A 13,354-nucleotide genomic window follows, 5' to 3' on the forward strand; every position below is an offset into this window, starting at 1 on the left:
TCGTCAAGCGCAAGCCCGAATAAATAAGCAATGAAAGGAACCCCGCAAAGCTCCGGGAACAGGCCATGAAGGGCTCCTCGGCTTTACGGGGCGTACTTGACAACTGAACGGTCCACCAAGCATATACGGCTGCCGGCGTTTTTGAAGCGGGGCGTTTGCCAAACCTCTTCTATGCTGTACTTCCTAACACCAAGGATAGAAGCTACGCCGTCCTAAACGCTTTCGGAGAAAGCGGCTTCGGAAGCATACCCGAATGACAGGAGCGTTTACCGGAAGCCGAACAAGCAGCGGAGGATCTATTTTGATGAAACTAGAAAAAATAATATTTATTGCTAGCAAAATAATTTTGTCAACTTTTATTTTTGCAATTCCAATCTCGCTTCGCTCGCAGCCGCCACCATGTTCCGCAGCGCCGCGACGGTTTCCGCCTGACCGCGCGTCTTCAGGCCGCAATCCGGATTGATCCAGAACAGTCGCCCGGGCAGTACGCGCAGCGCGCGGCCGATCATCGAGAGCATCTCGTTTTTGTCCGGCACGCGCGGGCTGTGAATGTCGTAAACGCCGAGACCGATTCCTTTGTCGTATGTTTCCGTCTCGAAAGCGGAAATGAGCTCGCCGTGGCTGCGCGACGTTTCGATCGAAATGACGTCTGCGTCAAGCGCCGAAATCGCGTCGATCATGTCATGGAATTCGCAATAACACATATGCGTATGGATTTGCGTCGTATCCCGCACGGTTGAAGTAGCGAGCCGGAAAGACTCCACGCCCCAATCCAAATAGGTTTGGCGGTCGGCGTTCTTGAGCGGCAAGCCTTCGCGCAGCGCCGGCTCGTCGACCTGAATCATGCCGATTCCGGCAGCCTCCAGCGAATCGACCTCCTCGCGGAGAGCAAGCGCAATCTGGTACGTTACATCCTTGCGCGAAATATCGTCGCGGACGAACGACCAATTCAGAATCGTAACCGGACCGGTAAGCATGCCCTTCACCGGTTTGGCCGTCAGCGACTGCGCAAATACGGTTTCCTTGACCGTCATCGGACCGCTGAAGCGGACGTCTCCATAAATGACCGGCGGCTTGACGCAGCGCGAGCCGTACGACTGTACCCAGCCGTTTTGCGTGAACGCAAAGCCGTCCAGCTTCTCGCCGAAAAATTCGACCATATCCGTACGCTCGAACTCGCCATGTACCAGCACGTCAAGTCCGATATCCTCCTGCAGGCCGATCCACACGCGGATTTGCTCCTGCACGAACGCATCGTATTGCGCTTCCGTCCATTCGCCCTTCCGCCACAGCTGCCGCGCTTTGCGCACCTCGGCCGTCTGCGGGAAGCTGCCGATCGTCGTCGTCGGCAGCAAAGGAAGCTGCCAGCGCGTCTCCTGCAGCTGCTGGCGCTCCGCAAACGGCAGCGCTCGGCTCGACTTGGCCGCGGCAACATCAGCGGCCGCGCCGCTGCGCGCCGGCGACGCATTCAGCGCGGCAACCGCGCGCGTGCTTGCCGCGATCGCCTCGGCCGCAGCTTCGCCGCCGTCGCCGCGAGCCGCTTGCGCAAGCACGGCCAGCTCGCCGAGCTTCTCGCCGGCGAAAGCGAGCGCGCCGAGAAGCGTCGCGTCGAGCTTCTCCTCGCGCGCGAGGCTGACCGGCACGTGCAGCAGGCTGCACGACGGCTGCACGATCAGCCGCTCGCCCGGCACGATCGCGGCCAGCTCCTCGAGAAGCTGCCGCTTCCCGCCAAGATCGGAGCGCCAAATATTGCGGCCGTCGATAATTCCGGCTGCCAGCGTCTTGCCGGCAGGGAAGCCGAACTCGCGCAGCGCGCGCAAATTGCCCTCGCGGCCGTGGACGAAATCGAGTCCGATCGCTTTGACGGGCAGCTCGATCACGGTTTGATAAGCCGATACCGCTTCAAAATACGTTTGCAGGATGACGTTCAGCCCCGGAGCCGCAGACGAAAGCTGCTTATAGGCGCTCTTCAGCACGGCGAGCTCGGCAGCCGTCAAGTCGGTCACAAGCGACGGCTCGTCGATCTGCACCCAGCGCGCTCCGGCCTGTTCCAGCTCGCGCAGCACCTGCGCGTATAGCGGCACCAGCTGCTCGACAAGCTCGGCAAAGCGCTCTTGCTTATAACCCTTCGCCAGCTTGACGAACGTAAACGGTCCGACAAGGACCGGCTTGCCGTCAATCCCAAGCTCGTTCTTCGCCTCCAAATAAGCGGCGAGAGGCCTGTTCCCGACTAGCCGAGGCTCCGCTTCGCCAAGCTCGGGCACGATATAGTGATAATTCGTATTAAACCATTTGGTCATTTCGCACGCAGGCGCTTCCTTGCTGCCGCGGGCCATCGCGAAATACGTCGCGAGCGATACGGGACCGCCGGCATAGCCGTAGCGCGAAGGGACGAGACCGAACATCGCCGACGTATCGAGGACGTGATCGTAAAGCGTAAAATCGCCGACCGGAATAAGCTCGACGCCGAGCTCCCGCTGTTTTTGCAGCCGCTGCAGGCGCAGCTTTTTCATTTCGGCTTCGAATCCCTCTTCCTCGGTTTTGCCCGCCCAGAACGATTCGAGCAGCTTTTTCCACTCGCGGTTCTCTCCGATGCGCGGATACCCTAAACTGCTGATGACAAAGTGACTATTCATATGAATATCTTCTTCCGATTTTTTATTTCGCCGCCTGTTTGATGCATGCCTTTCCGCCAACTCTCGCTGTCGCAAACGATCTAGCAGTTGGCCGTCAGGGGGCACAGGACCACGAAATAAAAGCTTCTCCACCCCAGTCCGAATAAAGGAAATGGGGAAAAGAAGCCTCGGATTTGCACGTTACCGGACTCGTCTCCAACACCACCTATCTCCCGTAGGTATTCTTGTGTCGTCAGAACAGGCAGGTCTCCTGGCTCCAGATTCAACGTCTTGCAGCCTGCCTTCCCAGTCTCTTCGACCAGTGGCAATCGCTCGGGCTGCAAACTCCTCTGTTACAGTGGCGGGACCGCTCCGGTGTCGCACCGGATTCCCTATTAAGCCTGCGAAGCTACCAAACGTTTCGCGGCACCTTGTTCCCACAAATACTATGAAATTAACCTTTTTATCATATCGTGAAATTCCCGATTAAGCAACTTGGTTTTATTTCCGATAAAGGGGTGCGCCTCGCAGCATCTTTCGCCCAACTTATACGGATCGCTCGCTATTTTCCATGGCAAAAGCAGCTCTCCACATGGTCGTTCACCATGCCGACCGCTTGCATGAACGCATAACAGATCGTGCTGCCGACGAACTTGAAGCCGCGCTTCTGCAAATCCTTGCTCATCGCATCGGATATATCCGTACGAGCCGGCACTTCCTTCAAGTCCTTCCAGCGGTTCAAAATCGGCTGTCCGCCGACGAAGCCCCAAATGTACCGGTCGAAGCTGCCGAATTCCTCTCGGACGCGGATGAACGCCTGCGCATTGCCGATATCGTCGAGGTGACCTTCAGCCGGTTGCGGATGATGCCTTCGTTCGCCAGCAGCTCTGCCGTTTTGACCTCGTCATAAGCGGCCACTTTCGTATAATCGAAGCCGTCGAACGCCTCCCGGTACGTTTCCCGCTTTTTCAGCACCGTATACCAGCTCAGACCGGCCTGCGCGCCCTCAAGCGTAATCATCTCGAACAGCTTCCGGTCGTCATGAACCGGCACGCCCCACTCCTTATCGTGATATTCGATATAAAGCGGGTCGTCATTGACCCAGCCGCATCTATTCGTCATCTGCATATCCCCCCGACCGATTTGCGAACATATGTTCCATCCTATCATTTCCGTCATGCCATATGCAAGCTTCATCGCATCGGGAGCACCTGCATTATCCCGCGAAGGTCACATCGCCGTCTTGTGCGACGTACTTCACCCGGTTCGGGTTCGCATGTATAACAACCGTGAGCCAGGTTTCGGCGCTTTGGCCCGCTTCCAGAACCGGCGCTTGCTTTTTCGTCACGGCATTAAGCAGAGTCGGCGCGTTGGATGCCTGCGGCTCCAGCGCCATGGCGTACAGCTGGCCGTTAAACGGCTCGTCTTGCTCGGAGTGATGCTCCTGCCACAGCCATAAATAAGGAAAGACGACTCCGTCCCAAGCGAGCGCGAAGCCGAGCTCCTCCTTTTCGTTATACACGTTGTACCAGTGCTCCCGCAGTTCGTCGATAAACAGCATTTCGTTGAAAGGCTCAGCCGCAAAATACGTGTTGTCCACCGATTCGCCAAGCTTGCCTGGCAGGCGATCGAGCGTCCCCGAACCTCCGGCAAGCAATCTGCTGTTATCCGGATGGTAATCAATTTGGTCGAAAACGCGGCACTCGGGAAGATCGATCCGGCAGCTTGGTCCGATGAACGGCGCTCCGAATGTTACATGATGCNTGGTCCGATGAACGGCGCTCCGAATGTTACATGATGCCCCCACAGGTACGGCTCGGCCGCATCGCTCAAATTCGTTATTTTTTCGGCGATATGCAAAGTCGGTTGTCCTTTTCGGATGGCGACGGTTTTCTCCAGAGCAAAAGGCAGCACCTTGCTCTCCGTCCGCAGATGCACGAGGATCTCCTCTTCGGTTTCCCGGTCGATCCTGAGCGTCCAAGGCAAATGCTGCACATCGCCATGACCGGGAATGTCCGTCCCATTGTAGCTGCAGCCTGCACCGGCATTCGGGAACAACTCGTACCAGCCGCCGACATCGTAGTTCAGCCCTTTCGGATCTTTGTACATGACGTCGATGTTCGTGCGTTTGTCCGTCATTTCGAATAAATGGGCGCCGTGATCCAGATCGATGCCGACGCGGATTTGATCATTCTCGAGCGTCAGCACGCGATGCCCCTCCATCGTATGCTGTGTAAGCTTGCAGCCTGCCGCCTGTTTTTGTTCTCCCATGCGTCTCTCCCGTCCCTTTGTATGATTCTGGCATTGATCTTGCTATGCTCTATCATGTCACATAGCTGATGGCGGCGACAAGTACTTAATCATACGCCGGTTGACGGTATTATTGTAATACCAGTCATACGTTCGCAGATTAGGATAAAAAGTTCTTATGATCCAGCGCAATGCGGTATTTTCGGCATTGAAAAAACGCCTGCTGCTCTCATGTTCAAGGAGCGGCAAGCCGGCACAAATAATCGTAGAAATTGATGCCCGTCAAAATAGCCTTTCTCCGAATCTCTCCTTCATTTTCGTTTTTTTGCGTAATAGGTGAAACATCGGACATCCCGCACCCGATCACCGGCCTTCACCATCCCCTTCGTTATAAACTATGGGACTCCTGTCGCCATGACAAGAGTCCCATAGTTGTCTTGCTCGTATTATTCCGCCTTGAACAAGCGTACATCATCGAGGTAAATCGCTTCGCCTGCCGCAAAGTCCCGGGCAAGCACGCCAATTTGCAGGACTTCAACAGGCGTCCCATTGATCTCGGACGGAATTTCGCCTTCCCATTCGATCAAGTGCCAGCTGCCGGTATCGGCGCCGACATTAATCGTCGCGCTCGTCACGCCATCCAAGTAAATGTGATTCTTATCCTTTAAATTGATGCCGATGCTGATCGTTTCATTCGTTTGCGTTCCTTCCGGCACGTAGTAATAAGCCTGCAGCTTGTAGGTCCCCGGCTGCTGCGGCAGCACGAGATTGGACAAGTTTTGCACGACTGAACCGAATTCGATCTCGGACATTTTCAAGCTGTAATCCCCGCTTTTGGCAAACGTATCGCTCCGGCTCATCGTTCTCGTCGCCGTCATTCCGCCGTCCACCCAGTAGGACCACGGCTGAGCATCGTCCACGCCCGCGCTTCCGATTTCGAAGGAAGTATTATAGTTAAGCTCGCTTATTTCAACCGGCTCTGTCGTATAAGGATCATCCAGTCTGAAAAAATTGATATCGTCCAAGTATAACGGTTCCGTTCCGGTGAAATCCCGTATTTGCACGATAATTTGAGCCTTGCTCACGGGTACGCCGTGAATTTGCTGCGGGATCTTCCCGACCCATTCGACTATCGACCATCTCCCGGCGCTGTCGCTGACGGCTTTCGTTTCCGTCCCCATGCTTCCCAACCACTGATTGTTAGCATCAAGCAAATTCATGCCGACGATAATTTTGCCGTTCGTATCTGTTCCCGCCGGCGTATAGTAGTAGACCGACATCCCGTGATATCCCGGCTGCACATCAACCTCCTGAACAGGGCCGCCAAGCTTGAGGCCGATCGTCTCCAGGCTGTAAACGCCGCTATAGGCCACGGTGTCCGTACGATGCATGTTGTTCTCATCTTGTCCGTACTCCATCCAGTACCACCACGGCGGCGCGTCATTCATCACTTGTCCGCCAAGACCGGTTTCCAGCGAAGCATTCTCATTCAATGTCTCCGCTTGATCTGCCAATGCCAGCAGGAGCTTGACATAATTCCTTGCATACTCCAATTCGGCGTCATCCGCTAGCTGTACCGCGTAGGACCTTACTTCGCCGTTCGAAGGTTCATCTTTCATCCACTCAACCAATGCCATCACATCGTTGCTGTTTACGCCAGACCAGGCCATACCTCCCTCGGCAGGCGTGAAGGGATGCTGCAGAATTTCATGTCCGGCGAATTCGTCCACGAGCTTCAGACGCTGATCGGCTTTCTTCAGCTTCACCATCATCTGATTTAAGGCGGATACCCCTTGCGCCGAATTCGTAATCGGCTCATAAGGCTTGCTGCCCGGATAACTTAGAATAGACGCCTCATAGTATTCGAACGCGCGCATTAAAATTTCCGCCCGCTTCTTTTGCTGCTGCGTCTGCGCGTTCGCAACAACCGCTTCCATCAAATGCCGGCTTGTCTCTACGTCTGCCAACGAAACAGCTTTCAAATAGGTCGCATCGGTAAGCGGCATAAAGTTCGGTCTTGGATTTTTCTGCTGCCATGATTGATACCAGGACGATTCAAAAATATCGGCTTCCCAGAAGTTCTCCCATATGCTGTAGTACTGTGCCAAATACGGCGCAGCCTCCTCGCCGACAGCCCGCACATACCATTCATATAACAACTGATCGACATCCGCCTCAGCGTCCCATTGCAGCCTTGCGGACAACCATGGCTTAGGCCCTTCGCCAAAGTTCGGATACAGCTCGGCAAAGTGGGCAGAGACTCCAGCGTCGTAGGCATACTTGTACACGTCCGCCATCTGGTGCAAATCCGTCCGAGGCACCGTATAGATCGACCCGTACAAATATTCATAGAAGGCCACTCCCGGAGCGACTGACAGCCAGTTCTCGGAAAAGGTTTTTCCCGCCGCTTCCATCCCCTCATCGCCCCATGACAAACGCTCATCGGTAATATACACGATCACATTTGGAGGCAAGGTAACATTCGTAGGCGGATCATATACCTCATGGTAAGCAATCGTACCGATATATTTATCCGGGAACTCCGCGAATACAATGTTTGCAACCTCATTCAGCCATCCGAAATAAATGTTGGACATGTCCTGAAAGCCGATCGAGTTGAGTTTATTCGGATATAAAGGATGGTTCGGGTTCTGTTCGCAGAAGCCGCCGTTATCATTGACCGATAAGGAGAAGGAAGTCGCTTGCGGATTTTGCTCAAAATAATCCAATATCATTTGACTGACGACACCAACCGTTTGCGGGACGGAAAAGCAAATTTGCCACCCTCCATTCGTAGTAAGCAATCCGTTATTGGCTGGATAGAAGTCAGGATAAACGGATTGATACTGTGATGGGTGAAGTATTTTCCAGAAGCTGTGATCATGATCCACTCGTTTATGCATGCGATTATGCCTTGTCCAAGCTTTTCTTACCGTCGTATTTTCGATACTGGAATCAAATGCGCGCGAGAAGAAGGCAGGCTCTTCGCGTACCGTTCCTCCGCTAACGGATAAGCTGGATTGCAGCGGAACATCTTCGCCATCGGCCCCCGGCAGAAGCCACCATACGCCTACGTAACGCTCCAGAAACTCATAAACGCCAAATTCCGTACCCCAATCTGTCGGACCTGCTATCGTAATGACGTTAGCCTCTTTCTCCGGAAAAATAACGAAACCGTCATCATCCAAATTCAGCAATTCTTGATCAATGGAAGCGCTGTCAGAAAAAGCCCCGATATAGCCGACATAAATCAAAATGTCATCGCCGGTCTGCGACTCGGCTTCCGCAGCACTCATACGAGGCAGTGTCGCTCCTGTCGATTTGCGCACATAGTCAATCAGCGTGTTCGCCGCATCGATGACCTGCTGAGAGGCTGACGCTTCCGTAACGACAATCGCTTTGGCTTCCCCGTTAACGACCGGCATTAATGGCTCGGGCTGAGCGGTTCCGCCGGGAGTCGGCGTCGGTATAGTTGTTGCCGTCGGTGTCGGCGAAGGATCGTTCGTTGATGTCGGCGTCGATCCAGGCGTGTTCGTTGGTGTAGGTGCAGGTGTCGACGTAGAAGTCGGCGTTGGTGTCGTTTCCTTCGTGGATGTTGGCGTCGGTGTCGATGTAAGTGCCGCCGTTGAAGTCGGCGTCGACTCAGGCGCTCCGGTATGGTCCTTGCTGATCATTTTACCGCCAAACTGGACATGCTCCAGCGTAACATCGCTCTCCTTTACCCCGCCGCCCAGAACAATATTTCCTTCTATCGTTACATTTCTGAGCGTCACTCCCGAAACCGTAACGATGATGTTCCATTTGAGCGCATGCTGAATATCCGAAAAATCGTATACTCCCGGTTTGTCAATCGTATAATCCTGTTCAAGCTGAGCAAGCATACGGTCCATCGATACGATTGCCTCTGCGCGGGTCATCGTTTGCAGCGGATGAAAGCCGCCGTCCGGATAACCCGTCATAATGCCGAGCTTTTCCAGCTTCGCGATCGCCGCCCTGCTCCAGCCCGCAATCAGCCCTGCATCTTGATAAACAGGCTCTTCCGTTTCCGGCTGTTCGGAAAGCCCCATTATACGCGCGATCATCACGGCGGCTTCTTGTCTGGTGATCGCATCGTTAACGCCGATTGTCCCATTCGCATAGCCGTTGACGTATCCTGCCTGTACGGCAATCGCGACTTCTCTATACAGCCAGCTTGATTCGGTTACATCCGCAAAATGAATGTCAGCCATTTCCTCAAGGCCGAACGCGCGGTTCAACAAAACGATGAACTCCCCGCGCGTCAACGGGCGATTTGGCTTCATCGCACCGTCCTCATAGCCGACAAGCATACTTTGATTTATCCAGCGTTCCACCGTATGTTCAGCCCAATGTCCTCTAAAGTCCTGGGGGTTCGCGTCGTTTCCGGCCGCATTCGCGCCGGCGTATAAAGGAACAGCGCCAAGCATAATGAGCAATGCCAACACCAGCATCGTTACTTGTCTCATCAACCGCTTACTTATCATCTCTTATCCCTCCCGATAGAAACCTCAAAAGTAACCGCTTATTGCCCTAACTGCGCATACTCGTCAGGCTTGATGCCTTCATAGCGGACGAAAGCCCGTTTGAACGAGTACACATTTTCGTAACCGACGCGGCGCGCGACGTCGTCGACGCTGTTTTTGTCCCGGAGCAGCTCCTTCGCTGTTTCCATGCGCAGCCTGCATAAATAGTCATAAAAGTTGATGCCCGTCACTTCTTTGAACAACTTCGACACGCCCGAAACCGACATGTGAAACAGTTCCGCAAGCCTTTTCAGCGAAACGTCCGCGCTTGTATAGTTCTCGTTCACATATTGCAGCAGCTTGCCGCCGGCCTCCATTGTCGAAGGTGTGTTCGAGTAACGAACCCGTTCGCAGATCAGCGTCCCCGCTTCGGCCATGTATTCCCACATCGCATCGACGTTTCCGGCTTTGAGCCTGCTCTCGAACTGCCGGGCATAAATGCCCGCGTCGATATTCAGCTCGTGCAGCACCCGCAGCATCGTTTCCATAAGCAAGGTGATCAGCTTCACCATACTCGTCTCGGGAAGCTGCCGCCTCCGGTTTTCCGCGCCGATTTCGTCCAAAATATGCGTCAGCGTGTCCAGATTGCCGATCTTCAGGTTATTGATCATCTGCACTTCCCAATCCGTCGGATAATAATAATCCACGTCCGGAATATACGTTTCTTCCTCCCTCGCATGGAGGTGTCCGCGCGAGAAGAGCGCTACCTGCAAGCTTTCATTGGCCGCATAATACGATTTGCTGATGCCGACCAGCCCCGTTTCGACCGCTCCATGGAAAATGTCGGGCCGGAAGCCGCACGCCTCCGCTATTTGTTCGGCAATCTCGGAAACGATACGCTCTATGACGCCGTCGCCGAAAGGATGAATGGACGAGACAATCAGCGCTTTGTCCGCGTTCGTCACTTCAAACAGCTCATGCCGGAGCCGATGGCGCTTCATCGCATTATCTGCGGCCATAATGGTGACGATCTCGATCTTGCGGATCGCTTCCAAATCGTTCATGTCGCGATGCGCATGAAAGCTGATCAGCATGGAGCAATAATACATGTCTTCCGTGTATCCAAGTTCGAATTTATCCAATCCGTTCCCATGCTGCACATCCGTAAAATAACCCTTCAACAAGCGCATCAGCAAATTCGATCTGGCAGCGCTTTCGTAATCCCGGACGGCTTGCTGGAGCATATGATTCTCCGTCATCAAGCGGTCGAACGATTTCTCGATCAGCTTATACTCCGAACCCGTATCGTCGCTTCGCACGGCTACGGAGAGGCTGCGCAGCAAAGCCGCCAGCGGCCGATAACTGATCTTGGCCAGCCAGAACGCCGAAACGGCGCCGAGCGGGACGGAGATCAGAATGGCGAGCAGGGAGCCGAGCAAATTTTGCATGCCTAGCACCGTATTATCCGGGTATGTGACCGTGTACTGCCAATTGCTTGCCTGAGACGGGACGGAAATCGTGAGTGTCTTGGCGGAATCGTCCCGATCGTTCACTCCGCCTGCAGCCGGATGCTTCAACCGGTAAACGGGCGCATCGCGATCCGAAATGACGATCTCGCGGTAATCGCCGCCGCTGAAGCGCTGCAAATAATCGGCAAAATACGTGATGTCGATAAACAGCAAGAGAACCGCACGCGGGTTGTTGACGACCTCAAGGCTTTGGAAGACGGGGATAACCCGTGTCGGATTATCCCACAGCCTCATGTCGACCGGCCGCATGACCGAATAGTAGGCGTACTGCGGCAAAGCCTCGGCGAAATGCCGCCGCGTCTCTTCGTCGAACGAAGCGACGGACGTAAAAAATGCATCCTCCGCGTATTCTCCCCACGGCGTAAAGACAAGCTTTTTCTCCGGATACATAACGGCTCCGAACGAAAGAATGCTCACGCCGCCAATCGCATTTTGAAAGCTTTTGCGAATTTCGAGCATGCGGGTGAAGTCGAATTCCCGATCATACACATTCGTATTCGACATCTGCTTGCTTACCCACGCTTCTTCGCCGAGCGCTTTGCCCAAGCTTTTTAACTCATTCAATTTGTTGTCCACGATGTCCGAAATCCGTTTTGCATCCGCATGATACTTCTCAACCATCTTCCGTTTCTGCTCCATCACATTCCGCTGCACGTTCAGAACGCTGAACACGATGATCGGGATCAGCAGGATGACGGTGTAGGAAAGAAACGTTTTTCGAAACGTTCTGCTTCCGAAGCTTATGTTTCGCAAATGCGCACCTTCCTTCACTTGGGGATTCCGGGATACCGGTTACTTAATGCTGTTATAACGGTCAAGCAACTGCTGATCGATTTCGATAAGCTGATCGAGACCGAGCTTTTTCAGCTCCGCGATGTATTGATCCCAGTCGTCGAGCGATTTTTGTCCTAATGCCAGCTTTGTGGCAAGCTCAGCGGAATACGTGTTCAAGTTCGTCAAAATTTTCGTTTTCGCTTCGAGCTGCTTCTCGTCCGGAATGGCCAAATAGATAAAATTCATATTGGCGAAATACGGCTTATATGTCAACATGCTCAGTTCGTGGTCCGTCTTGTACTTCGCTGCGGATGCCATCTCGGTCTCCAGGTTGGCGAATTGCACGCGCGGATAAACCGTATCGCCGAGCAGCGCATTTCCCGGCGCTTTCCCCGATTTCGCCATTTCCTCTTCCGTGCCGTTATTAATGGCTACTTTCACGCCGTTTGCTTCGGTTTTATACGTCTGGCCTTCTATGCCCCAAGTCATCAGATCCGAGTATTGCTGCGAATAAACGACATCAAAAAATTTGATCGCCGCTTCGACGTTTTTGGCGTCTTTCGTTATCGCGTACTTCGACCATACGAGGAAAGGCGGCTCCAATTGGGCGGCAGGGGTAATGCCGTTCACGGCCTTAAGCGGCATAAGCGGAAGGAATTCGCCGCCGCTTTTGATCGTCTTATCGTAATAATCGGACATATTATAGGTCTTCAGGGAGGCTACTTTGTTATCCGTAATTTTTTGCTGGACCTGCTCATCCTTCGCGGCGATCAAGCTCGAATCAAGGATGCCTTCCTTCACGAGCTGCTGCAAATAACGGAAGTAGTCTTTAATCCCTTCCTGATACCACGGGGAAACGATTTTATTGTTTTCCACATCGACAGCCGTAATATCCGTGCCGAGTCCGAACCATTGGGCAATTGGACCGTTGAAGGCGCCAGGGCTATAAACCAGCACTTCGTCCTTCTGGCCGTTTCCGTTCGCGTCGGAGTCCCGCATCGTCTTCAGCGTTTGGAAATATTCCTCGGCCGTCGTCGGCGCCGGCAGCTTCAGCTTGTCGAGCCAGTCCTTGCGAATCCCCATCGTCAAAGCGACGGGAGCCGGATCTTTTCCCTGATACGTTTTTTTGTGGAGATTGCTGAACCAGTACATTTTGCCGTCGGGAGTCGTCGTCGCTTGTTTGGCGAAAGCAAACTCCTTGTTGTACATCGCCTTGATATTGCCGTTGCTGTACTTCTCGATCAGCGGGTTCAGGTCGAGCAGAACGCCCTGCTTGGCCAGATTCAGCACCGTTGTATTGTCGAGAGCGGAAATGTTCACGATATCGGGCAAGCTGCTGCCCGAAGCCATACGCGTCTTGATCACCGTGTCGTACTGCTCAGGCGGAACCAGCTCGAAATCAAACGCCAGGCCCGCACCGCCAAACAGCTTGTCGATCTCTTTCCACACCGGATATTTTTCGCGTTCTTCGAATTTGATGAATTTTCTGCCGTTCGCCGGACCGAGAAGCTTCAGCTTGCTTGGCTGCACGGTCGGAGACGGCGCGCTTGAGCTTGAGCCTGCCGCGCTTGCGCTAGGCTCTGTTTTTTTGCCCGTATTGTCGCTGCTGCATGCCGTAACGGCGGCAAGCGGCACTACGGTCGCGAGCGAGAGCAAAATCGATTTTTTCCACTGTTTCATAGGGACTTCCTCCTCAAGTTGGGGC

The 13,354-nt window shown here is 53.9% G+C and carries 5 protein-coding genes, 1 pseudogene and 1 riboswitch; all 6 genes and pseudogenes read right to left on the reverse strand.

Translation table 11 applies throughout. The features are described from left to right. Nucleotides 1–356: 356 nt before the first annotated feature. A complete protein-coding gene (gene metE, locus DQG23_RS06205) occupies nucleotides 357–2,636 on the reverse strand; it encodes a 5-methyltetrahydropteroyltriglutamate--homocysteine S-methyltransferase (protein ID WP_113029933.1) in 2,280 nt (759 codons plus the stop codon). Nucleotides 2,637–2,859: 223 nt separating this feature from the next. Next, nucleotides 2,860–3,065, reverse strand: a riboswitch (cobalamin riboswitch). A 112-nt stretch (nucleotides 3,066–3,177) separates the two neighbouring features. Continuing rightward, a pseudogene (locus DQG23_RS06210) lies at nucleotides 3,178–3,737 on the reverse strand (DNA-3-methyladenine glycosylase I). 630 nt (nucleotides 3,738–4,367) lie between these two features. Further along, entirely contained in the window at nucleotides 4,368–4,886 is a 519-nt protein-coding gene (locus DQG23_RS06220; protein WP_113029935.1) for a DUF4432 family protein, read from the reverse strand. A 425-nt stretch (nucleotides 4,887–5,311) separates the two neighbouring features. Beyond that, a complete protein-coding gene (locus DQG23_RS06225) occupies nucleotides 5,312–9,367 on the reverse strand; it encodes a DUF4838 domain-containing protein (protein WP_113029936.1) in 4,056 nt (1,351 codons plus the stop codon). Nucleotides 9,368–9,405: 38 nt separating this feature from the next. Then, entirely contained in the window at nucleotides 9,406–11,628 is a 2,223-nt protein-coding gene (locus tag DQG23_RS06230) for a helix-turn-helix transcriptional regulator (protein ID WP_113029937.1), read from the reverse strand. A 39-nt stretch (nucleotides 11,629–11,667) separates the two neighbouring features. Next, nucleotides 11,668–13,329 (reverse strand): type 2 periplasmic-binding domain-containing protein, encoded by a 1,662-nt coding sequence (locus tag DQG23_RS06235; protein ID WP_113029938.1) that lies wholly within the window; start codon nucleotides 13,327–13,329, stop codon nucleotides 11,668–11,670. Between the last annotated feature and the right edge of the window lie 25 nt (nucleotides 13,330–13,354).

It is taken from the genome of Paenibacillus contaminans (assembly GCF_003285015.1).
GTDB lineage: Bacteria > Bacillota > Bacilli > Paenibacillales > NBRC-103111 > Paenibacillus_V > Paenibacillus_V contaminans.